Source organism: Nostoc sp. MS1 (assembly GCF_019976755.1).
Classification (GTDB): Bacteria; Cyanobacteriota; Cyanobacteriia; order Cyanobacteriales; family Nostocaceae; genus Trichormus.
In genome coordinates, this window is record NZ_AP023441.1 from 85,067 (window position 1) to 107,601 (window position 22,535).

Annotated in this window: 19 protein-coding genes; 8 read left to right on the forward strand and 11 right to left on the reverse strand. The window is 39.5% G+C overall.

Translation table 11 applies throughout. From position 1 onward, the window contains the following. Positions 1 to 19: 19 nt before the first annotated feature. Entirely contained in the window at positions 20 to 322 is a 303-nt protein-coding gene (locus NSMS1_RS00365; protein ID WP_224089698.1) for a DUF1816 domain-containing protein, read from the forward strand. Between the two features lie 96 nt (positions 323 to 418). On the opposite strand, the gene NSMS1_RS00370 is transcribed toward NSMS1_RS00365, so the two are convergent. Then, positions 419 to 1,255 (reverse strand): alpha/beta fold hydrolase, encoded by an 837-nt coding sequence (locus NSMS1_RS00370; protein WP_224089708.1) that lies wholly within the window; start codon positions 1,253 to 1,255, stop codon positions 419 to 421. 323 nt (positions 1,256 to 1,578) lie between these two features. Between NSMS1_RS00370 and NSMS1_RS00375 the strand changes: the two genes are divergently transcribed. Both NSMS1_RS00375 and NSMS1_RS00380 read left to right on the forward strand, forming a co-directional pair. After that, positions 1,579 to 2,592, forward strand: coding sequence for an Npun_R2821/Npun_R2822 family protein (locus tag NSMS1_RS00375; RefSeq protein WP_411908656.1), 1,014 nt, complete (start codon positions 1,579 to 1,581; stop codon positions 2,590 to 2,592). Positions 2,593 to 2,786: 194 nt separating this feature from the next. Then, positions 2,787 to 3,851, forward strand: a complete 1,065-nt coding sequence (locus tag NSMS1_RS00380; RefSeq protein ID WP_224089712.1) for a hypothetical protein — start codon at positions 2,787 to 2,789, stop codon at positions 3,849 to 3,851. A 106-nt stretch (positions 3,852 to 3,957) separates the two neighbouring features. Here NSMS1_RS00380 and NSMS1_RS00385 read toward each other — a convergent pair whose 3' ends face one another. Both NSMS1_RS00385 and NSMS1_RS00390 read right to left on the reverse strand, forming a co-directional pair. Beyond that, on the reverse strand, positions 3,958 to 4,605 hold the full coding sequence (locus NSMS1_RS00385; RefSeq protein WP_224089714.1) for a CAP domain-containing protein: 648 nt from the start codon (positions 4,603 to 4,605) through the stop codon (positions 3,958 to 3,960). 108 nt (positions 4,606 to 4,713) lie between these two features. After that, positions 4,714 to 5,415, reverse strand: a complete 702-nt coding sequence (locus NSMS1_RS00390) for a CAP domain-containing protein (protein WP_224089716.1) — start codon at positions 5,413 to 5,415, stop codon at positions 4,714 to 4,716. A gap of 304 nt (positions 5,416 to 5,719) precedes the next feature. Between NSMS1_RS00390 and NSMS1_RS00395 the strand changes: the two genes are divergently transcribed. Together NSMS1_RS00395 and NSMS1_RS00400 are read left to right on the forward strand one after the other, a co-directional pair. After that, positions 5,720 to 9,304: a response regulator gene (locus tag NSMS1_RS00395; RefSeq protein WP_224089724.1), complete on the forward strand. Its 3,585-nt coding sequence runs from the start codon at positions 5,720 to 5,722 to the stop codon at positions 9,302 to 9,304. A 317-nt stretch (positions 9,305 to 9,621) separates the two neighbouring features. Then, on the forward strand, positions 9,622 to 10,104 hold the full coding sequence (locus tag NSMS1_RS00400) for a TerB family tellurite resistance protein (protein ID WP_224089736.1): 483 nt from the start codon (positions 9,622 to 9,624) through the stop codon (positions 10,102 to 10,104). Positions 10,105 to 10,261: 157 nt separating this feature from the next. On the opposite strand, the gene NSMS1_RS00405 is transcribed toward NSMS1_RS00400, so the two are convergent. Together NSMS1_RS00405 and NSMS1_RS00410 are read right to left on the reverse strand one after the other, a co-directional pair. Further along, a complete protein-coding gene (locus tag NSMS1_RS00405; protein ID WP_224089738.1) occupies positions 10,262 to 10,945 on the reverse strand; it encodes an SDR family oxidoreductase in 684 nt (227 codons plus the stop codon). A gap of 84 nt (positions 10,946 to 11,029) precedes the next feature. Beyond that, complete coding sequence (locus tag NSMS1_RS00410) at positions 11,030 to 11,275, reverse strand: UPF0175 family protein (RefSeq protein ID WP_224089741.1); 246 nt, start codon at positions 11,273 to 11,275, stop codon at positions 11,030 to 11,032. A 476-nt stretch (positions 11,276 to 11,751) separates the two neighbouring features. Between NSMS1_RS00410 and NSMS1_RS00415 the strand changes: the two genes are divergently transcribed. The 3 genes from NSMS1_RS00415 to NSMS1_RS00425 are packed head-to-tail and all read left to right on the forward strand — an operon-like array spanning position 11,752 to position 15,198. Further along, on the forward strand, positions 11,752 to 12,582 hold the full coding sequence (locus NSMS1_RS00415) for a CheR family methyltransferase (protein ID WP_224089743.1): 831 nt from the start codon (positions 11,752 to 11,754) through the stop codon (positions 12,580 to 12,582). Then, entirely contained in the window at positions 12,582 to 13,154 is a 573-nt protein-coding gene (locus NSMS1_RS00420; protein ID WP_224089745.1) for a chemotaxis protein CheB, read from the forward strand. Before NSMS1_RS00415 ends, NSMS1_RS00420 begins: the two co-directional genes overlap by 1 nt. Before the next feature lie 4 nt (positions 13,155 to 13,158). Then, complete coding sequence (locus NSMS1_RS00425; protein WP_224089763.1) at positions 13,159 to 15,198, forward strand: response regulator; 2,040 nt, start codon at positions 13,159 to 13,161, stop codon at positions 15,196 to 15,198. 59 nt (positions 15,199 to 15,257) lie between these two features. Here the strand turns inward: NSMS1_RS00425 and NSMS1_RS00430 are convergent, their stop codons facing one another. The 6 genes from NSMS1_RS00430 to NSMS1_RS00455 all read right to left on the reverse strand — a co-directional run bounded on the left by NSMS1_RS00430 (position 15,258) and on the right by NSMS1_RS00455 (position 22,390). Next, positions 15,258 to 15,548: a hypothetical protein gene (locus NSMS1_RS00430; RefSeq protein ID WP_224089765.1), complete on the reverse strand. Its 291-nt coding sequence runs from the start codon at positions 15,546 to 15,548 to the stop codon at positions 15,258 to 15,260. Between the two features lie 199 nt (positions 15,549 to 15,747). Next, positions 15,748 to 16,368, reverse strand: coding sequence for a nucleotide exchange factor GrpE (locus NSMS1_RS00435; protein WP_224089775.1), 621 nt, complete (start codon positions 16,366 to 16,368; stop codon positions 15,748 to 15,750). Next, positions 16,361 to 16,975 carry a molecular chaperone DnaJ gene (locus tag NSMS1_RS00440; RefSeq protein ID WP_224089777.1) on the reverse strand — a complete coding sequence of 205 codons (615 nt, stop codon included), beginning with the start codon at positions 16,973 to 16,975 and terminating at the stop codon, positions 16,361 to 16,363. Before NSMS1_RS00440 ends, NSMS1_RS00435 begins: the two co-directional genes overlap by 8 nt. Before the next feature lie 14 nt (positions 16,976 to 16,989). Beyond that, positions 16,990 to 19,719, reverse strand: coding sequence for a peptidase M, neutral zinc metallopeptidase site (locus NSMS1_RS00445; protein WP_224089779.1), 2,730 nt, complete (start codon positions 19,717 to 19,719; stop codon positions 16,990 to 16,992). Next, positions 19,719 to 20,183 (reverse strand): LysM peptidoglycan-binding domain-containing protein, encoded by a 465-nt coding sequence (locus NSMS1_RS00450; protein WP_224089788.1) that lies wholly within the window; start codon positions 20,181 to 20,183, stop codon positions 19,719 to 19,721. The genes NSMS1_RS00445 and NSMS1_RS00450 overlap by 1 nt, the downstream gene beginning before the upstream one ends. Then, a complete protein-coding gene (locus NSMS1_RS00455; RefSeq protein WP_224089790.1) occupies positions 20,180 to 22,390 on the reverse strand; it encodes an Hsp70 family protein in 2,211 nt (736 codons plus the stop codon). The genes NSMS1_RS00450 and NSMS1_RS00455 overlap by 4 nt, the downstream gene beginning before the upstream one ends. Positions 22,391 to 22,535 lie beyond the last annotated feature (145 nt).

The window sequence follows — 22,535 nt, forward strand, 5'->3', positions numbered from 1 at the left end:
TGATCAATTGGCAACAACCATGACAACAATTTGGCAACACCTGAAGGAAATTACAATTAATAGTTTCAATTCATTAGGCTTGGCTTGGTGGGTAGAAATTACCACCCAAAACCCTCGCTGCACATACTATTTCGGCCCGTTCCTGAGTTCTGCTGAGGCAAAGGTAGCTATCAAAGGCTACTTAGAGGATTTAGAAAGCGAAGGGGCGCAAGGGATAGGTATAAACGTGAAGCGCTGCAAGCCTGAGAATTTGACAATTGCTGATGACCTGGGGGAACGTCTTGACCGCAAAGTAAAGCCTGCCTTTAGCGGTCAGATGTAGATTAGGCAATTAGTCAATAGTGATTAGTCATTAGTCAATGGTCATTAGTCATCAGTTATTGTATTTGACTTTTGACTATAGACTATGGAGTCTGGACTATTGACTACTAATTACCTGTGAGTTGTTTGCTAACCACAGGTCAATATCGCTTAGTACCTGTTGGGGTATTTCCCAAGGGAAAAGATGAGCGGTATTGAGGTAGCATTGCCATTGGCTATGTTTGATGTTTTGTGCTGTTTCTAAACTGGAAGCGGCTGTAATGTGTCTATCAAGAGCGCCAGCAAGCACTAAACTAGGACAGTGAATTTGCTCAAGGTCGGCGACACGATTGTATCCTAAGCGGAGGGCGCTGTTAAGAGCGCGAGTTGCAAATGTAGAAGTTTGCAAATAGGCTGGGACTGCTTCTTGGGCAATGTAATTATAAGCTGTGGGTGTGTGTTGTTGGATGAGGTAGCGAAAGAGCGATCGCTTACCAAAAGTTTCGATATTCCAGCCCCAACTCGGTTTAATATAATTCAGTAGAGCCGCAATACCTGTATAAAGGTTATCTTGCCAGGAAATCGGCGGGTGATTTCCTCTCGGTCTAGCGGCTGTAGCCACCAAAATCAATCCGGTGATCCGTTGCGGGAGGCGCAAGGCTAACTCCATTGCTAAAATTCCACCCAGCGACCAGCCTAATACTAGGCATTTTTCAATTTGCAAGTCGTCTAGTAAAGCTTCTAGGTCAGTTAAATGATCCTGCATAGTAAAATCGCTACGAAAGCGACTTTTGCCGTATCCACGTAAATCAGGGGCAATAGTTTGGTAGCGTTTTGATAAGTGATTGGTAAATACAGAAAGGCTGCGACCGCTACCAGGATGACCATGTAATCCTAAGATGGGGAAGCCTTGACCTTGAATGTAAAAGTTGAGTTTTTCAGCCACAGCAATCATCAGGTTAATTAGTGGGACTTAGACAAAAGTAAACCCGAACTGACTTGATTTTTTATCTAGTTTGCCGGAAAGACCCCATATGTATCTTGCGGAATACGGGGAGCGGCGATTTTTAAATTATTTTTACTTCTTAAAAGTCATTTTAGTTAAAATGTGACTAAATCTTTCTATAGATTAGTGCTTGATTATACTGTAAACTCAGTTTAATAATGTAAAAGCACACCATCGACTAATTGAGCGATCGCAAAATTTCTCTCATTCCCATTAAATAGAAAAACGCTACACTCTCTACATCATTATTTTTTAACCAGGAGTTGATGACAATGAGAGGTATCTATACCCTAGCGAATGATAATGTCTACGATCAGCTAATAGCTTTTATCAATAGTTGTCACATAAATGTTGGTAAAGATATTCCAATATGTGTTATTCCCTACAATAACAATATGGATAAAGTTAAAGCAATTACCCAACGTTATCCCAATATAACAATTTTTGATAATCAAGAGGCAATTGCGCAATGGGATAAATTTTATTGGGAATGTTGGAATGCTCATCCCATGAGTCAGGCTTCAAGATGGCTACGTCCTAGCTGGTATAAAACTAACGTTGCTCGCAAACTAGTGGCTTTTGATGGCGAGTTTGATGAATTTATTTTCTTCGATGCTGATACTTTAGTTATGAAATCAGTTGATGATGTCTTTGATAAACTCAAAAGCTATGATTTAGTTTTCGATGATTGGGAACACAAGAAAAGAGAACCATTAACAGAACTCGATATTAAACAAGTAGCTCAAGACTTATCTATAGCAGAAGAACAAATTTACCCTGTAATACATTGTGTGAGCTTTTGGGGTTCTAAACCAGGTGTTTTTAGTTATAAAAATTTAGATAATTTACGCAAAAAGCTGATTACTGAGAAAAAGATATCTTGGATTAAGGATAAATCTTGGTGGTCTGATTCGGCTTTATTCTGTTGTATGACCCTCATAAATAAACCAAGCCGGTTCAACTTTACCCAAAGTGATGATTCTCGACAACGAACTGGCAATTGTGCTAATGCTGACAACTTTGTGACTATTGATAATGTGCTTTATAACGAAGACGGATTAAAGCCTATTCATCGTCTCCATTATATGACTTATGGAGTTTCTCAATTCCAAAATCTCTGCAAGGGTATAGATGAACCAATTCAATATAAAGATATTTTCTTGCACTATCGCTTCATTTTTGAGCCTGAACACAAGCCTAGCCAGTTGCGTCCTAAAAAAGTAGGAGAAGTGATTATTGAAAAAGTTAAAAAATTACAAGGAAAAATCAAGCGTGCTTATATGTAATTTCTGATTTAATGCTGATTTTGGCTGTTACTCTTTTAAGTCTTCCAAATGAAAAATATTCAAAATGTAGGGTGCGTCAGTACGATAAAACCTAGCTACACCAAAAAATACTTAAACTGATGCACCCTATTAACACTCAATTTGGATAGTTTATTTTTTGGTGTTACCTTTACGCAATAGTAAAACTAAATTATATGAACATTATTCAATTAGTCCCTCATCTTCCTCCAATAGCAAGTGGAATCGGAGATTATTCTTTGACTATTGCCCAAAAACTCTTGTCGGAACATGATATATTTACCTACTTTATAACTTATGAGCTATGGTTTGCCAAATATGTTAAAGAGCATCCTTATCTTGAGCAATTTCCTGTTAAAAGAATAAAAGAAAAGCGTACAGAGCATTTTCTTACTCTCCTTCCAGATGACTTTGAAGCTATCGTGCTTCATTACAACTTTGTCGAACAACAAGAAACTGCCTTTTGGTTATTACACAATTTAAGGGTAGCGCGAAAACAGCATCCTTTTAAGCTAACTGTTATGTTTCATGAGTTAACTACTCAGTTTAAAAGAAAAGGATTATATTTACCTGCACCTAAGCATATTGTTTCTTGTCTAAGTACGGCAGGAATGGCTAATCATATCCTGACGAATAATTTTGTTGCACAAAACTATCTGTCAAAATGGTTAAATCGATCAGTTATTTGTATTCCTAATTTTTCTACTATTGGAGAACCTGCTCAAGTTCCTCCTCTATCTGAACGAAATCGGACAATGATTGTATTTGGTTCTAAATCTCGTCGTACAGTTTATCAAAAATTCTATCCGCAACTTTTAGAATGTTGTCATGCTTTAGGCATTGAAAAAATTTGTGATATTGGACCTCCTTGTGGTGTAGCTTTAGCAGATTTTCAAGAAATTCCTTTGGTGGAAATGGGGGTACAACCGCCAGAAGTAATCGGTGAGTTAATGTTAAGCTCTTTGGCTGGTTTTGTTGATTACTCCCATGCAGCAGGAAAAATAGGCAAATCAACTATCTTTGCTGCTTACTGTAGTCATGGTCTATTACCAATTAGTTCTGATGATATTCAGTCTGAAGGGGATGGATTGAAAGTTAATACAAATTATCTTATCCCTAGTAAACAGTTAACACAATTGACTAGTGATCAACTTCAAGAAATTGCAAACAATTCTCACCAATGGTACATTCAACATGATTTAGGAAAATTGGTACAGACTTTTGCATCTTGTTTGTTGTAAATACTTTTTAATCAAGTGGTGATCATTTAATGTCTAAACTCCTTAATTGTGTAGCTTGCTTCTGTTAAAGTATCGTCTAAGCTATTGAGAAACCGCTAATATACGCCTACAATTCTATGTTGGTATAACCACCAGCATAGGTAATTACACAAATTTGTCTGTAAGTAGCGTGGATACCAAAGGCTACTCCTGTAACTTTGAATGCAGGATTGAAAATATTGGTACGATGACCGCGTGAGGGTACGCCATCATCAATAATTAACTGCATGATAATATCTTGGGCGGTGTTGGAACCGTAGCTGATGTTTTCGCCTGCTGTAACTAGCCAATTACCGTAACGATTTAGTCTAGTGAAGGGATCGCTACCATCACTCCCATCATGTCCTGTAGCACCTGTTTTACCTTGGTCTTTGACGTGATCTTTGGCAGCTAAAGACATACCTAGAGATATATCTAATGTTCCCACAGGATGGGCTGATTTGAGAAATGCGATCGCATCATCTACTGCTTTTGTCCCTTCCTGTGTTTGCAAATAAACGTAATCTGTCAGCTTAACTCTGTCTCCTTGAAAGCACTGGCGGTAACTTTGCAAAATTGGTAAGTATGCTTGAGGATTTGTCCGTACTTTGTTCATCTCCTCTACCACTCGTTGTTCTAACGGTGAGAGAGTATATTTTTGTGGTGATATCTCACGGCTGTTTTGAGATGCTTCGGGAACAGACTTCCAAAATTGCAGATTGTTCAGTAATGTCATGATCACAGAGGTTAGAGTAAAACACTGCATCTAGATGAAAAGTGCTGTATTTAGCTCCACAAAATGGGTAAAGTTTTTCGGAAATCTGATATATTCACCCTTAGCTTCTCATTTCTCTAAATATCCCCCAGCATAGGTAATCACACATATCGTTCTATAAGTTTTGTGATTTCCATAAGCAACGCCAGCAACGTTAAAAGCACCGTTAAAAATATTGGTGCGATGACCGCGTGAGGGTACGCCATCATCAATAATCAACTGCATGACAATATCTTGTGCTGTATTTGGGCCGTAACTGATATTTTCCGCAGCCGTGATTTGCCATTTACCATAGCGATTAATGCGTGTGAAGGGGGTGCTACCATCGCTACCATTATGACCAGTCACACCTTTTGGGCCTTGGTCTTTAACATGATCCTTAGCACCCAAGGACATTCCCTGAGATATTCTCAATGTTCCCACAGGACGGACTGACTTGAGAAAGGCGATCGCTTCATCTACTGCTTTGATTCCTTCTTGCGTAATCAAATAGGTATTATTAGATACTTTTACCCGATTGCCTTGGAAACGTTTTCGATAATTTTCTATGATAGGGATGTATGATCTAGGATTTGTCCTGACTTTGTTCATCTCCTGAATCACTTGTTGTTCTAGTGGGGAGAGATAATTTGCTGCTAGTAAAGTGGAACTACTTGTGGGAAGGATTGACGGCGTTGATTGTGCTAACGAGGAATTATATGTAAACAGTGGGCAAGCAAAAAGAGTTACTAAACTGGTAAAAATAAATATACGATATTGATTGTGAAGCATCCATGACCTCAAATTTTATACTTTGGTATTAAGTTGAGAATGATGAAAAGCAAATTTATCTAGGGTTTTGAGGTTATCCTACATAAAAATACTTGTATTTTGCTTTATGTTGTAGCATTTGCAACTTACAAATGTAAATGTTGATTTTACTTAGTCTACTTTTTTAGATTTTAATTAAAGATGTCTTAAACAAGTTGATTCTAGATACTTTAATTACTATTTATAATTGCAAATTTATATAAATTCGCAATGAATTGATAAATTAAATAGTAGTAGTAAACTTAGCTGAAATTAAGCCCGAATAATGTTGAACCGTCTAAAAATTGGCTCTAAAATTGGAGCAGGCTTTACTATAAGTATTGTGATTTTGAGTACGATAGGTTTTGTTTCTTATCAAAGTATTCAAGAATTAATAGCTGCTTCCCGAAAAGAACAACATACTTACCAAGTTCTGAGCCAATTGGCAGAGCTTAATAGTTTATTATCTACAGCAGAAACGGGACAACGTGGTTACATTATTACTGGAGAACAGCGATATTTAGAACCTTATCAAGTAGCTACAAAATCACTTGATAAAACAATTCAAGAATTGCAAAGATTAACATCAGATAACCCAAAACAACAAGGTTATATTGATAAACTAGAGCCACTAATTAATCAAAGAATAAATGTTATGCAAGCCGTAATTGATTTGCGGCAAAATCAAGGTTTTACGTCTGCTCAAAAAGCAATGCTTTCAGATAGCGGCAGAATCTTAATGTTGCAAATCCGCAACATTAGTCAGCAAATGAATGCGGAGGAACTAAGATTATTAGAGCAACGTACAGCCTTAGCAAAAGCAGCTGCCAGTAATACCCTTGCCCTTATTACTTATTTTATTCCATTAATAGCTTTGATTCTGGCTCTAATTGGATATATATTGACCAGACATATTTCTTCACCCTTACGACAAATTTCTCATGCTGCTCAAAAGATGTCTAATGGGGATTTATTTGTTAGTTTACCAGATAGCGATCGCCAAGACGAAATCGGTGTGTTAACACGTACTTTTAATCAGATGTTAGCTAACCTCAGAATTACTACAAAAAAAAACGAGGAACAAAATTGGCTCAAGTCAAATATAGCTGAATTTACACAATTACTACAAGGGCAGCGTAGTCTGGAGAGTGTTGCTAATTTGATTTTATCCAAACTCACACCACTGGTAGATTCACAGCAGAGTGTGTTTTATGTGCTTGATAAAACTAGCGATGATCCTGTCTTTAAATTAGTTAGTAGCTATGCTTTTAACGAACGTCGACATTTAGCTAATCGAATACGTCTGGGTGAAGGATTAGTAGGACAATGTGCCTTAGAACAACAAAGAATATTATTAACTGAAGTACCTAGTGATTATATCCGCATTAATTCTGGCTTAGGTGAAGCTTTACCACTCAATATTATAGTATTACCTGTGTTATTTGAAACAGAAGTAATTGCGGTAATTGAAATTGCTTCTTTTCACCGCTTTAGTGAGTTACATTTGACATTTCTTGAGCAGTTTAGTCAAATTATGGGCGTATTTTTAAATAGCATTGCTGCTAGCGCTCAAACACAAAATCTTTTGGATGAATCTGTGGCTTTAGCGACAGAACTCAAACAAAGTAATCAACTTTTAGAACAGCAAACACAAGAATTAGAGGATTCACAACAACTACTAACACAACAACAGCAAGAATTGCAGCAATCGAACGAGGAATTACAGCAACTCAATGAAGAATTAGAAGAAAAAGCCGAGTTACTGGAAATCCAAAATAAAGAAGTTGCCCGGAAGAATCAAGAAATCGAGAAAGCTAGAAAATCTATAGAAGATAAGGCAGAACAGTTAGCGTTGTCTTCCAAATACAAATCTGAATTTCTGGCAAATATGTCTCATGAATTGCGTACTCCACTGAATAGTTTGTTAATTTTAGCAAAACTACTAGCAGATAATTCAGCAGGTAACTTAACTAATAAACAAGTAGAATATAGTCAAACAATCTACTCGGCGGGAACAGATTTATTAGAATTAATTAATGATATTTTAGATTTAGCAAAAATTGAATCAGGCACTTTATCAGTAGAAGTAGAACAAATCGATTTTAGAGAGTTATATCATTATTTAGAAAGAACATTTCGAGAAGTTGCCCAACATAAGGGTCTAAGTTTTACTATTAAACTTGACGAAAATTTACCACAAACAATATCAACTGACCCCAAACGTCTACAACAAATCCTCAAGAATTTGTTAGCTAATGCTTTCAAGTTTACTGAGCAGGGAGGGGTAACTTTACAAATTGGGGTAGATAAAATTAATAGCAATAATCTCATGATTATATTTGCTATTAGCGATACAGGTATTGGTATTCCGCTTGAGAAACAACAAATTATCTTTGAAGCCTTTCAGCAAGCAGATGGTACAACTAGCCGCAAGTACGGCGGAACAGGCTTAGGTTTATCTATTAGCCGTGAACTAGCGTATATGTTAAGTGGTAAATTGGGACTTGTCAGTCAACCAGGACAGGGAAGTACTTTCACGTTGTATTTACCCCAAATTTACCCAGGAACTAAGGCAAAAGTAACACCCCAGCTATCACCCATTGTTCCAGAAATTTTACCAGCAACGTCTACAGAAGAAATACAACCCGTTGCCTATACTAATATTATTGACGACGATCGCCAGATAATTCAAAAAGGCGATCGCATCTTATTAATTATCGATGATGACGAGAAATTTGCTCGGATCTTACTAGATATAGCAAGGCAACAAGGCTTTAAAGGTATAGTTGCTTTAAATAGTAGACAAGGTTTAGCCTTAGCACGACAATATCAACCAAATGCCATTACATTAGATATTTATTTGCCAGATATGGACGGGTTAACTTTGCTAGACCGCCTCAAGCATGACCCCCAAACCAGACATATCCCTGTTCATATCCTCTCTGTAGATGACCGCGAACAACAAGCGTTGCAGTTAGGCGCAATTACTTTTTTACAAAAACCAGTTTCCCCAGAAATATTAAATCAAACATTAACTGATATCAAAACTTTCATTGACCGCAAAGTAAAACGTCTTTTAGTTATAGAAGATGACGCTATACAAGCTCAAAGTATTATTGACCTCATTGGTAATAGTGATGTGCAGAGTATGGCGGTGAATACAGGATCTGCTGCCTTAGAAATTATCCGCTTACAACACTTTGATTGTATAGTGTTGGATTTGGGTTTACCTGATATGAGCGGCTTAGAACTGCTAGAAAAAATTAAACAAGAACCTAATTTATCAAAACTACCAATTATTGTTTATACAGGTAAAGAAATCAGCCGTCAAGAAGAAACACAACTACGAAGTTTAGCCGAGAGTATTATTATTAAAAATGTGCGATCGCCAGAACGTTTACTAGATGAAACTGCCCTATTTTTACATCGAGTCCAGGCAAATTTACCCCAGCCACAACGGCAAATATTAGAACAACTGCATCAAACCGACCCAGTATTAGCAAATCGCAAAATCTTAATTATCGATGATGATTTGCGAAATATCTTCGCCATCACCAGTTTGTTAGAAGGCTACCAAATGCAGGTAATATTTGCCGAAAATGGTAGAGATGGCATAGATAAGTTGCAAACCAATCCTGATGTTAATGCTGTATTAATGGATGTGATGATGCCAGAAATGGATGGTTACGAAACAACACGCCATATCCGCCAACAAGCACAATTCCGCACCCTACCTATTATCGCCTTAACAGCCAAAGCCATGCCAGGCGATCGCGAAAAGTGCATCGAGGCTGGCGCTTCTGATTACATTACCAAACCAGTAGACACAGAACAACTATTATCTCTATTGAGAGTCTGGTTGTATCGGTAGTCATTCATTAATCGTTACTTCAAGACCAAAGTAGGAAGCATAAAAGGTTAAAAATCTAGCCAGCGTGTAAATATAATTGAACAACTATAAAAAATAGTGCGTAAAAAGGTAAGAAATTGAGGTTTAAATAGTTAGCTGATAGATGTTTAATATCAAGCATTTTGCTATTAAATCTTTTCAGGCTAAAATATTCTTTGTTAACTGTCTTAACTGTCTCAAAATTATTTTTTACTGTCTTAAATGTCCTTGAATTTTTACTCTATTACTGAGAACATTCCAGAAGAATTTTATTCTGGTAGTAAATAGCAGGAAAACTCATGTCTGACAATAGAAAACTTGGTCAAGCTTGGACATTTAACTGGTTCTTTGGCTTTAGTCAGATACCTACAGATGAAGATTGTTGCATTTATATGAAATCAGTTTTATGTTGTGCTAAAGGTGATGGAACTCTCTCAAGCGAAGAAAAGAATTGGGCAATTGGATTCTGTGCATCTTGGGGAGTAGCAGACTGGGTAATTGAAGAATTAAAAGCTTACGAAGCAGATGAAAATTTAGAAGATGTCATTGCTCGCTCTCCTCAAGTATCCATAGCACAAAGAGATTTACTTCTCACCGCAATTAGAGCTTGTGCTGCTGATGGAGAAATTCATGAACAGGAAAAGGCAAAAATTCGGCAAATGGCTTCTATTATAGGAGTACAAGAAGAGATAGTAGGGCAGTTAGAGCAGCTACACCAAGAGGAATTAGCATTACACCAAAAGCGTGTTAAGTTGCTATATCCAGAGAAAAGCCCTTATTAACGTGAGTTCGATGGATGAGATTTGACCCCTCTCCAAACCTCTCACGCCAGTTGCTACAAGTCGGCATTCGCCCTTGGCGTTGCCGGAGGCCAGCCGCCCAACGCACTGGCTCCCCGACGCGGGGAGAGGCTTAAAAAGCTCATTTTACTTAACTCCATTAACTAGAAACTGTCAGTGGTACACCGTTATCTGTGGGTTTTAACTGGAGAATAAATGGTGCAGCTTTTAATACCCATTGAGAAATCGGTGTATAATTAGCTGCTTCTTCCCCAAAACAAACCTCTAACATCTCAGTATGAATAATTCCTGGATTGAGGGGAATAGCCGCCATTCCCACAGGTAATTCTTGTGCTAACGCACGAGTTAAGCCTTCAATTGCCCATTTTGAGGCGCAGTAAGGAGCAACTAAGGGTGAGGTTGAACGTCCCCAGCCGGAACTTAAATTAACAATAATCCCGCGCTGTTTTTCTATCATTGCGGGTACAAAATGGCGAATTATATGCACCACGCCTTTGATATTGATATCAATTAACTGGGAAAACTCCTGGGAGGGAACTTCCCATAAAGGCGCGGGTTGATTAGCGATCGCCGCATTATTAATTAACAAATCTGGTGGTTCATACTGCTTAAGTATATCCTCTGCCCAAGCTTTTACTTGTGCCTCATCTGCTACATCTAGAGCCGCGAAATTGTGGGGAGTACCAAATCTCTGAGTTAATTTCTCAACAGTGCTTTGAGAACGAGCGCAACCAATAACAGTATGTCCCTCCTCAATAAATTTTTCTGTCAAGGCATAACCTAAACCTCGACTGATACCAGTAATGACGATAAGCTTAGTCATACTTTTCTTTTATAAATGAAGTAATTGATAGCATTGTATTTTGCCAATTTTATCAATGTTTAATTATCTTCCTACTAACTACAATCACAGCAGACCCATTGATTGCAATGTCTGTAAATCAGCTTGAAAGTCTTCAACATCATAGTTGGTATATAAGCTGCGTTTTGCTAGTTCATGTTGAAACTCTAGTACGGTGATTCCTAACCAAGTTCTAACTTTACCAGCGCTAATTTTCCCTTGCTGATAAAGCAATAAGGCAATTTCTAATTTAAGTTCATCCTTAGTCATGTTCGATGCTCGAAGGATATCATCGGGAATTATGACACTCATTAGCTAAAAATCCAAATCTAATTTTTATTTTAAAACTACAGTTGGTGAGCATGTGATGTCGCGTTGGGCGATCGCAATCTCAGCCAACTTAGCAATTAAACTGTTACTTATAATTGTTAACCTCCATTAAGCTGCATAAATTTCCCACTGTTGGCTGATTAGTTAAATATAAAATGCCCTCCTAGATGTAGTTCCCCCTGAAATTCAGGGGGATTTTGCTGTTTTTAGTTATTCCCTGCATATAGAAGTTGTGTAAAGAAATTCCTTCTAATGTAACAAGCCAAAGATTTGCATTCTATAAGATTATTAATAAAGATATAGGACTCATATTTGATTTGAGAAGAAACTCAGTATATGCCTAAATCTCTTCCTTCCTGTTCCCCGCACCCTCTCCCCAAGGGAGTTAATAAATCATAATACTCATAAGCAACTAGCTTTTTAGCCTGTTCCCTATTACGTGTTCCCCTAAATTATTTATGATGTTATTTAAACCTAACCTAGAAGATATAGAAATCAAGTTACTTTTAGAAGGAATTTACCAATACTACGGTCATGATTTCCGTAACTATGCTGTGTCTTCACTCAAACGCCGCATACATAGTTTTATCCGTTTGGAGGGTTTAGAAAATATTTCCGCATTACAAGAAAAATTACTCCACGATCGCACTTGCCTAGAAAGATTTTTACTCAGTCTCACAGTCAATGTCACATCAATGTTTCGTGATCCTAGTTTTTATCTAGCTTTTAGGAAGCAAGTTGTGCCATTACTGCGGACTTACCCATTTATCCGCATCTGGCACGCTGGCTGTTCTACCGGAGAGGAAGTTTACTCAATGGCCATCCTCCTACAGGAAGAAAATCTTTACCACCGTTGCCGGATTTATGCCACCGACACAAATGAGAAAGTATTACAGAATGCCAAAAGTGGGATTTTTCCGCTCAAAATGATGCAGGAATACACTCAGCTTTATTTAAGGGCAGGTGGCAAGCAGTCTTTCTCGGAATACTACACTGCGGCTTATGACCACGCCATATTTCGTGCTTCATTGCGCGAAAACGTTATCTTTGCCCAGCATAATCTAGCTACAGATAGTTCTTTTAATGAGTTTAATGTTATATTTTGCCGGAACGTTTTAATATACTTCAATCAGGTACTGCAAAAACGTGTACATACGCTCTTCCATAACAGTTTATGCAGCTTTGGGATTTTGGGTTTAGGCAAGCAAGAATCCCTCCGATTTACTTCTTACGAGCAGTACTATGAAGAAATAGCCAAGGGTGAAAAGCTCTACCGGAGGCTAAATTAGTGTCATTTAAAATAGTAGTTATGGGAACGTCTTTAGGAGGATTATCCGCACTGCAAACGGTTTTAGGAAATTTACCTGCTGATTTCCCACTACCAGTAGCAATTGTTCAACATCGTCACAAAAATTCTGACGACACTCTCAGGGGGATGATTCAAGAATACACTTCTTTACCCGTGCGAGAGGTGGAAGATAAAGATGAAATTTCACCAGGAAAAGTCTATTTAGCCCCAGCTGATTATCATTTATTGGTTGAACCTGGTTTTTTTGCCCTTTCTACTGATGAACCCGTTTCCTATGCTAGACCATCTATTGATGTACTCTTTGATTCTGCTGCCGATATTTATGGGGCGCAAGTGATTGGTGTAATATTAACAGGCGCTAATCAGGACGGGATGCAGGGACTAAAAAAAATCAAAGCTCAAGGGGGTAAAACTATTGTACAAGAACCCAGCACAGCCGCTAGTTCTATCATGCCAGCCGCAGCAATATCTGCTGTTGCAGTAGACTGGATTTTATCACTCCCAGATATTGCTCCTTTATTAGTAAATCTTGGTTATTCTATACGGAAATGAATCAATGCAGCCAGAACCCAATGTAAACATCCTCCTAGTGGATGATAAAGTGGAAAATTTACTGGCACTAGAGGCGATTTTAGAGCGGCTAGGCGCTAATTTGGTGAGGGCAACTTCGGGAGAGGAAGCTTTGCGCAGCTTGCTGCATCAAGATTTTGCGGTAATTTTATTAGATGTGCAAATGCCGGGGATGGATGGTTTTGAAACAGCTACCCTCATTCGTAATCGTGGCAGGTCGCGTCAAACTCCGATTATCTTTCTCACAGCTTTTAGTACCAGCGACCAAATGCTATTTAAGGGTTATGCCTTGGGAGCAGTTGATTATCTCCTCAAACCCATAGATGCAAATATTCTCACTTCAAAAGTTACAGTATTTGTTGAACTATTTAAGAAAACTCAAGCCATCCAACGCCAAGCAGCCCAACTAGCAGCAATTAATCGTGAACTCAGGCAAAGTGAAGAACGTTTCCGTTCCTTAAGTACCTCCTCACCCATAGGTATTTTTGAAATTAATACAGAAGGGCGTTGTAATTATACTAACCCCCGCTATCAGGCAATTTGCGGTTTGGATGCCACCGAGAGCATAGAGCAAAGTTGGCTAGATTCGGTTCACCCAGAAGATAAAGAAAGAGCGATCGCTAGTTGGTCAACTTATATCTACCAAGGCGGCGACTATTGTGATGAGTTTCGGTTTCAAACAGTTGATGGTAGCCTGCGTTGGGTACAAGTACGCTCCTCACCCATGCTTTCCGGTAATGGCGAACTACTTGGTTATGTTGGTACACTCGAAGACATCACCGAGCGTAAGCAATCCGAAGAAATCCGCGCCCAAGTCATCCGCGAACAAACCGCCAGACAAGAAGCAGAGGCGGCAAACCGGATGAAAGACGAGTTTTTGGCTGTTCTGTCTCACGAACTGCGTACACCCCTAACTTCGATGTTGGGCTGGTCAAAAATTCTGCGTTCTAAAAAACTAGACGAAAAAGCTACAGCCAAGGCATTAGAAGCAATTGAACGCAATGCCAATTCACAAGTGCAACTAATAGAAGATATTTTAGATGTTTCCAGAATTATTCGCGGTCAGTTACGGCTGAATTTATGCCCCGTTACCTTAGTAAATGTAGTAGAGGCAGCCTTAGAGGCAGTCCGTCCTCTGGCGGAGGCAAAAAATATTAAAATTCACACACTGTTAGACTATAGCTTAACCCACGTTAATGGTGATGCAACACGGTTACAACAAATTGTCTGGAACCTGCTGACGAATGCAATTAAGTTCACCCCAAAAGATGGTGAGGTAGATGTAAAGTTAGAAGGGGTATATGATGAATCAACTGGTGATTTAACCCACGCTCAAATCCAAATCATTGATACAGGGGTTGGTATTGAACCGGAATTTCTCCCTAAAGTCTTTGAGCGTTTCCGTCAAGCAGACTCTACCACAACGCGATCGCACAACGGACTAGGGCTAGGGTTAGCAATCGTGCGCCATTTAGTAGAACTCCACAAAGGCACAATATTGGCAGAAAGCCCAGGTGTAGGGCAAGGAGCCACTTTTACAGTGAGATTGCCCCTCATTCAAGAAAACCGGAAATCTCAACTACTACCAACAGATAATTTTCCTGCGGACGACGATAAATCTGCCCCCCTTGTTGGTTTAAAAGTTCTCATTGTCGATGATGAAACTGATAGCCGCAACTTTTTGGCGTTCCTGTTTGAAGAATATGGAGCGATCGCCTCAACAACTGCATCAGTAGAAGCTGCATTAGCCGTCATTGGACAATTAAAGCCACACATCCTCATTAGCGATATCGGCATGGCGGAACAAGATGGTTACACACTCATCCGCAAACTACGCTCCTTATCCCCAGAAGAGGGAAGCGAAATTCCGGCGATCGCCCTGACAGCATATTCCAGGGAAGAAGACCGCCAACAAGTTTTAGAAGCCGGATTTCAGCATCATTTAACCAAACCTGTTGACCCAAGTAAATTAATATCGGTGGTAGCTAGTATGTTGAAACTTTCTCCCCCAGTGGAGGTTAGTTGAGAGATGAGGGAGATGAGAGAGATGAGGGAGTGGGGGGAGATGAGGAGAAAAAACAACTGTCAACTGTCAACTGTCAACTGACTACCTTTCGATTGTTGCCAGACGATAATTTGTAGGGGAGAACAGTAGCATGGGCTATTGCTGATTTCTGATTCGTTTTGGGCTAACCAATCATAGATTTTTGCAGCTTTTGCCAATGCCAGCTTTTCGGAACGATAAAGTTGAGGAGTAGGGCAGTAGGCTTGACCGTTTAAGTGTATAGCTGCTATTTGCCAGTAATCGCTGCTTTCACCTTCTGGTAAAACTTCTAAAAATCCGTTGTTGTAAGGCTCGATTATTCCTATGTTCATCTACAACCATTATTAAACGAAGTCCACAATATGAGATGCCAGCCAGCTTTTCAAAAAAGAAAGCTGGAATCACCAGGGTATACAGTAGCAACCCTTGTTAATGATTGTGTGTTTATAGCCAATGGAAATCTGACTTATTGGTCACTTTTTTAGGTCAGGGGGAATATTGTGATGAAATGACAAGTAATACAGCCCTACTTTAGTCTTCAGCCTGTTCCTTATCTTCTATCTCCTGTAATGGCTGTTCTAATTTAGATGTAATTATTTCTGTGGGACGTAAAACTTTCTCACCGATGAGAAAACCTTGACGAACAATTTTAGTAATTGTTTGGTCTTCTACATCATTTCTAATTTCCCGATCTACTACTCGGCAGAAATTAAAATCGGGTTGGTTACTCTGCAATTCTATTGGGGTGACTTGGCGTTTGCTTAATACACTGATAAATTTGCGATAAACTGCACCTACAGACCTGGGTAAGCGTTGAATAAATTCTGGGCTGGGGTCTGGGTTGTTTTCTAAATAATTCAATAAAGCTTCGAGGGCATCAGTAACTTCTAACAGTTCTAATAATAAATCTTCTGTATTAGCTGCGGCTTGAGTTTGTTGTTCTCGCAAGGACTGTTCGAGGGTGGTATTTTGCTTTTGTAAGTCGCTAAATTCTTGTATTAACCAGTCGCGTTGTTCTTGGGTGAGAAAATAGCGGTTAGCGATGAAGGTGGGTACATCTTGGGGAGATGAGGAGATATCCGGCTTGTTACCAGGGAGTTTGGTTTTAAGCCAATGGGTAAATTGGAGATAGATTGAGGGTGATTCAGACACGGGAAGTTTCTTTAGATAACATAGGTAAGGTTTTGTTTGCCCAATTTTGGACTTGGGGATGGGGATGATTGATTAACATTTGGCAGAGGGCGATCGCTCGTTGTAATTGTCCACCAAGCTGATAAGCTCTAATTAACCACATCTGGGCTTGAATATATGCCTGAGTATTCCGGTCTGGAGATTTGTGGCAATAGTCTTCTAAGTATTTTATGGCTTTGGGGTAACGTCCTTCTTGGCAAGCTGTCACGCCTTCGCTAAAAAGTTCTGATATGGGTGATGTGAGAGGTTCTCGTTCTCGATGTGCTTCTTGGGTAGATTGGGCGATCGCTTTTTCTAATCCATCGAATTGTGGCAATATCACTAAGGTAGGGGCAGACTCTGCTAAGGCTGATAAATCACTGTACTTGAAACGTTGGATAGGAGGCAATACGGGACGCAGATAGTCAGCGACAATGCGTTCTTCTGGCTTCATCAAGCTTTTTTGCGCTTTCGCAATCACATCTACAGGATACTGCTTGCGCTTCATTGCTATGGATACAGCTTTGGTAATTTCCGCCTTTGATGCTGCTTGAGATACACCCAAAATATCATAAGGATTATGTTCCATCTCTCCCCCTCATTTTAAAGAATATTTAGCCGACGGTAAATTTCTTGATAGTCTGGGTCATCAGGACAAAGTTCATAAACCCAATGACCTAATTGATCAGCTACATGAACTGGTAATGATTGATTTTGCATTCCGTTGAGCAAAATCATCATTAAATAATCACCGACATAGGCACTAACAGCATCATATTGGGAATATTTAGCACGATAGACAGCTTCGTCGTAGCGATCGCTTTTAATAAAATGATAAATATTATGCAGTTCTTGGCTGATGGTATAAAATCCCTGAACATTTTGGTTTTGCGGACTCAGTTCATAAGCCCAGCCACCTAATTCATAAATTTCTGTAAATCCTAATTTCCTAGTTTTAAATCCTTGAATTAATATATCAATAAAAATATCCGCTAATATATCTTTAACTTTTTGCTTACCAGTTTGTTGAGCATAATTAACTGCTTCTTGGAATCTATTATTGTTTAAAAGTCCATCAATCACTTCTCCCGCTAGTGTAACTTCTATTCTTTCAATTAAGTCCAGCACAATAGGATTTTCATCATCAATTAATTTAATTTTCTCTAGTTTTTTTAGGGCTTGCTGTCTAGAAATTTGGTGATTTGCTAATTCTTCTCTGATTTCTTCAGCTTTATATTCAGCTAAATAAGTTCTAGAATTGCGGCTTTCTAAAATATCATACCAAGCCTGAGCAAAGGTCAGATGTTCCTTGTCTTCAGAAATATTTTGACGCTGTAAACTACAAAGTCTATCTATTTCTTGTCGCCATTCTTGATTAGTTTCAATTTCTGATTTTGCTTGCTTGAGTGGCTTGATGGCTTCGCGCCATTTTTGCTGTTGTAAGTAATAACAGCCTTCGTGGTAAGCCACAAACTTACTAGCAAATATTTCTAAATCAGCACTGGGGTTTGTTGCTGGTTTTAATTTAATTGCCCGTTGGCTATCTCCGGCGATACAAGCTGCAACTGCTAATCCCCAAGTTGTATATAAGCAATGCAAGATTTTTTGGCTGTAATCTATTTTTCTGCTGTGATTTGGTTGGGCAAAAGTTAGATAATGTTTATAACAACCAGGGGTACAAAATATCTCATGGATTTTACTCCCTCCTTGTGCTGGTTGCCCCATTAAATCTAGGGCTGCTGCCTCTAGTCTCCACAAATCACGATATTTTAAGTAATGCTCTATATTTTTATCTTTAAAAGTATCAATCAATGATTCTAAACGGTGCTTAACTTGATTAAATACTAATTTAAAATCTACAGGTTGATTACCCAGCCAAGGCACATCCTGAAGGCTAATATCGTTATGAATATTTGCTAGGGCAGTTGATAAGGAAATTATTAAATCTGGTATTTTATTTGTTTCTTTCTGAGCATAATAGTAATTAGCAACTGCCCAATTATGTAAGGTAATAATATCAGGTTTGGTTAGCCATTCTTGTTTGGCTTGTTCGCTAATCAATTGCCAATCATGACTTTGCCAGAATGTTGCTTCTAAACGGGGTTGGATGTGGTGTTTGAGGTTTTCTTCTACTAATGGATGGGAACCAAATTTTTGGATATATTCTGTACTGGATGTTTTTGCTTGCTGCCAATTTTCAGTTTTAACTAATTGTTCAATATTTTGCAGAGAAAGCAGGCGTTGTCTTTGACTGAGCTGCTTGAGAATTTCTAGCTGTTGACTGATTTCAACACTTGATAATCCTTGCCATTCTCGATACGCTAGTTGTAAATTTTCTAGTTTTGCATAAGCAAATCCGCGTAGATATGCGGCTTGTTCTCCTGGTAAATCTTGTAAATAGGATAAAGCAGTTTGCCAATCTTGGGTTTTAATTGTGACTAGCCCTAATCTGATGCGGCAGTTTGTATTATCAGGTAATAGAGATTTAGCATTTTCATATAAACAGATAGCTTGCTGAAAATTATTAACCTTCTCTGCGGCTAAACCTTGACGGAAAAATTCTCTACCTTGGAGTAGCGATCGCAGTTTGTCTAATAATTCTCGTCCATCGCTGCGGGGAAACTTAGCTAAAGCAGTTTCTAAGGTGGCGATCGCACCTCTTAATTTTCCTTCTTTTGCCGCTTGTTGCGATCGTTGTAAATTAGAGTAGTAGGCTTGTTCTTGGGGAATTTGGGCTTTAGCTGCGGTGATGGCTTGGGTAACAGCTTGGGTGGAGTAGAGTTGTTGCGCTTGCTGGTAAGAAGCGATCGCTTCTTGAAAAAACAGATTCCCAGCTTGTGATTGCGCCTGCTGTACTAATTCTTGGAACTGTTGACGTTTTTGTAGTTCCTGTTGACATTGGTTAATTTCTTCCACCATCGCTGCATCATAGATGATTTTGCTACAACGTTGATAAATGGTGATAACATTTGTTAGTCCTTGAGTTTCCCAAGGATCACCAGTATCTTGTTTAAGCAGAATTTTGGCATTAGCAGCTAGTTTGTCAACTGTGGCTATCTGTTTACGCCAATCTTGCAATTGCCCAGTCAGTTGATTGATTAGATTACCCAAGAGTAAGCGACAAATCCACCGTTCACAAAAACTTGGTTTTCTTGACCACAAAGATAGGGTTTTTTCTGCTACAGTCACCGCTTCCCGCAGGTGTTTTTTTTGGGCTAGTTGTGTAGCTTTTTGACTAGCGGCTTTAGTTTGTGGTGCTTGTTGCCAAGCATCGATAATTCCTATGCCTAAAAGTTTTTTGCTGAGTTGATTTAACTGGTGCAGAAGGTTCATTAAATCCCCTCCAGGCAATGGGGAATTTTCAACACCTCACCCACCTTGAGATAGTTTTCCTTACCTTGGAGTTGGGGATTAGCTTTCAGCATTATCTCCCAAGTGGTTTCTTTACCGCATAGCTTTTGGGCGATCGCACTTAGGTTATCTCCCGGTTGGACTGTGTATGTAGTGGGTGCTGAGGATGGCTGAGGAGGAGTTATAGGTTGATGAACGGGACTAGGAGCAGAAACAACGACTGTATTAAACTGGGGTGGGGAAAATATCCAACTACTCGCAACCCCTAACCCAATACCAATAATCAACAATAATAAGGTGATTCTTAATGGCCATACCGATGACTTGGGAACATGGGGTAATTCTTGCAGCATCCGAATTACCCGCAAGTCGGCATCACAGTTAGGGCAAGTATCCCCTGTAATATTTTGGTAACTGCACACAGGACAGTTAAGCTGAGTATTCATCGGCTAATTCCTGTGGCAATAATATTGCTGGGTAATTCTTGATTTAGCCAAAGTTGCACATCTGGTTGCAGTTCTTGCCACAAACGTTCAGCTTCTTGTCGAGAGTCTCTTTCCATCGCATCTAATAAGCGATAGAATTTATCAGCCATCGCGCTGGCTTGGGTGGGGGCAATTTGCCTTGCTTGGCGGATAGCTAACAGACTAGCTTGAATAAGTTGGGCTTCATCCGGGAGATTGTTGAGTTCTCGTCTGGTGTCTTCGCTGTAAGCTTCCATCCGTGATAAGTCATAGGCGCTAATTGCCGCTTTCAACTCTTGACTCTGTTTTTGTAATCTTTCCTGCTGTGGTTGGGGAATGAGAAAAGGACAAATGGCGATGAGGCGATCGCATTCAATCGCTAAAGATTCGGCTTCCAAAGATTCCTTAGACATTGAGATTTGAAACTTCCGCAAACTTTCCCTAGCGCGATCGCGGATATCAGGACGCATCTCGTTAGTTCTGGGATCTATAATCTCATTAGCTGACTGGACTATCGGCACGGCTAACTTTAAGGCTTCTTCTACACCGAGTTGGGTTAAGTCTTGATTATTGAGTTCAGCGATCGCTTGTTCTAATTCTTGATAAATCCTCTCGTCTGGGTTCCCATGCGAAAACGTACAACTCACCCTTTCCGAAGGGTCATTTTTTAAGGTAGCCGTCATTTTCAGGTCGCTATTTTTCTCATCCAACTCTAAGTTGACTAAAATTTCCGTTCCCCGTGGATAAACATGGTTTAATCCCAACCACATATCCCCGATACTTTCCTCTTTATATACCCCATCTAATTTCTCACCAACTTGGTCAGGGTTAACAAATTTAAAGTGAATCAACCTTTGTCCATCAGCCACAGTTTTGAAGGTGTGTGATGTAAGTATAGGCAAAATATCATTGCGGCTAATAACTTTATAAGTATCGTCTACCAACTTGATATAGTAATCACGCGATACTGTTGTCACTTTATCAGTTTGCCCAGCTGCCACAATCGCTGCACCCTCAGCCACCGCATACATCGGGCGGGGATGTAGAACAACCTTATCGTTACCAAAAGCTTGTTTCACCTTGTGCTGTACTAGGGGAATTTGCGAAGAACCACCTACAAGTAGCACTATATCCACCATCTCCATGTGGTAGCCTGCATCTTGAATAGCGAGGCGGCAAATTTGCACCGAACGATCTACCATATCGCTAATCATCGCCTCAAATTGCTGGCGGCTAAGTTCCACCTCAATGGGAATAGCAATTCCTAATTCATCCAACAGAGGTGTTGACGGACTAATTCGCGCAGTCAGGGAACTGCTTAATTCCACCTTGGCACGTTCCACAGCGATTTTCAGGTCAGCATTAAACCTCAAACGTTGATAGTGAGGCATTTTGGCAATTAAGCCATCAATATCAGCAATTTTTTCTTCCTTGGCGACTTGGGTTTTGACATAGTTGATAATATGCGAATCAATATCATCCCCACCTAACCATAAATCCCCAGCTTTCCCTTGTTCAATAAATGAACTACCAGCCGCCGTAATTAGAGAAGCATCAAACGTACCGCCGCCAAAGTCGTAAACTAAAATCGTCTTCACATCTTCGCTATTGGGTGAGAAACCGTAGGAGATAGCCGCAGCCGTCGGTTCTGGTAGTAGTTCTAGGGGGGTAAGTCCAGCTTTGAGGGCGGCGGTACGGGTGGCGTACCGTTGTTGGTCGTTGAAGTAAGCAGGGACAGTAATTACAGCTTGGTCGATAACTTCATCTTTACCAATACCTTGACGGTAAGCTTGGGCATTCCGCACCATTTTCTTGAGGATTTCGGCTGAAATCTCCTCTGGGCTATATTCCTTACCACCTAGCCAAACAGCGATACTATTCTCAGTTCCTTGGCTGGGTTCAGTAATTTTGTAACTGACTTTTGCTTGCTGTTCCTTAACTGCGGGGTCACTAAAACCCCTACCCATCAAGCGTTTAACAGAGAAGATAACATTTTCCGGGTCAGCCCGTAATTGGTTGTAGGCTGAATCTCCCACTAATAATTTACCTTGGTCGTAGGCAACAAGCGATCGCGTGAGTTTTCTATCTGGGGGTGTGTTATCGTTAGCCGTCACCACCTCTACTTCTGCTAACTTAAAAGCACCAACGGAATTAGTTGTTCCCAAATCAATCCCTATTGCCTTACCCATTGCCGACCTTAAGATTGCTTGTATAAATTATTTTTTGTAACTAAGCTAATGCACAAGCAAAACCTATGTTAGTTAAGGATTTTCATGCCTTACTTAGATTACATTATTTCAATCTTATACAAGATAATAGTCCGACAACATCAGC

Bases quoted from the DNA above. Each gene is read 5' to 3' on its own strand.
- NSMS1_RS00365 (WP_224089698.1), top strand. From the start codon at position 20: ATGACAACAATTTGGCAACACCTGAAGGAAATTACAATTAATAGTTTC.
- NSMS1_RS00380 (WP_224089712.1), top strand. From the start codon at position 2,787: ATGAACATTATTCAATTAGTCCCTCATCTTCCTCCAATAGCAAGTGGA.
- NSMS1_RS00405 (WP_224089738.1), bottom strand. From the start codon at position 10,945: ATGACTAAGCTTATCGTCATTACTGGTATCAGTCGAGGTTTAGGTTAT.
- NSMS1_RS00385 (WP_224089714.1), bottom strand. From the start codon at position 4,605: ATGACATTACTGAACAATCTGCAATTTTGGAAGTCTGTTCCCGAAGCA.
- NSMS1_RS00375 (WP_411908656.1), top strand. From the start codon at position 1,579: ATGAGAGGTATCTATACCCTAGCGAATGATAATGTCTACGATCAGCTA.
- NSMS1_RS00450 (WP_224089788.1), bottom strand. From the start codon at position 20,183: ATGAATACTCAGCTTAACTGTCCTGTGTGCAGTTACCAAAATATTACA.
- NSMS1_RS00410 (WP_224089741.1), bottom strand. From the start codon at position 11,275: ATGAGTGTCATAATTCCCGATGATATCCTTCGAGCATCGAACATGACT.
- NSMS1_RS00455 (WP_224089790.1), bottom strand. From the start codon at position 22,390: ATGGGTAAGGCAATAGGGATTGATTTGGGAACAACTAATTCCGTTGGT.
- NSMS1_RS00395 (WP_224089724.1), top strand. From the start codon at position 5,720: ATGTTGAACCGTCTAAAAATTGGCTCTAAAATTGGAGCAGGCTTTACT.
- NSMS1_RS00390 (WP_224089716.1), bottom strand. From the start codon at position 5,415: ATGCTTCACAATCAATATCGTATATTTATTTTTACCAGTTTAGTAACT.
- NSMS1_RS00415 (WP_224089743.1), top strand. From the start codon at position 11,752: ATGATGTTATTTAAACCTAACCTAGAAGATATAGAAATCAAGTTACTT.
- NSMS1_RS00445 (WP_224089779.1), bottom strand. From the start codon at position 19,719: ATGAACCTTCTGCACCAGTTAAATCAACTCAGCAAAAAACTTTTAGGC.
- NSMS1_RS00425 (WP_224089763.1), top strand. From the start codon at position 13,159: ATGCAGCCAGAACCCAATGTAAACATCCTCCTAGTGGATGATAAAGTG.
- NSMS1_RS00370 (WP_224089708.1), bottom strand. From the start codon at position 1,255: ATGATTGCTGTGGCTGAAAAACTCAACTTTTACATTCAAGGTCAAGGC.
- NSMS1_RS00440 (WP_224089777.1), bottom strand. From the start codon at position 16,975: ATGGAACATAATCCTTATGATATTTTGGGTGTATCTCAAGCAGCATCA.
- NSMS1_RS00430 (WP_224089765.1), bottom strand. From the start codon at position 15,548: ATGAACATAGGAATAATCGAGCCTTACAACAACGGATTTTTAGAAGTT.
- NSMS1_RS00400 (WP_224089736.1), top strand. From the start codon at position 9,622: ATGTCTGACAATAGAAAACTTGGTCAAGCTTGGACATTTAACTGGTTC.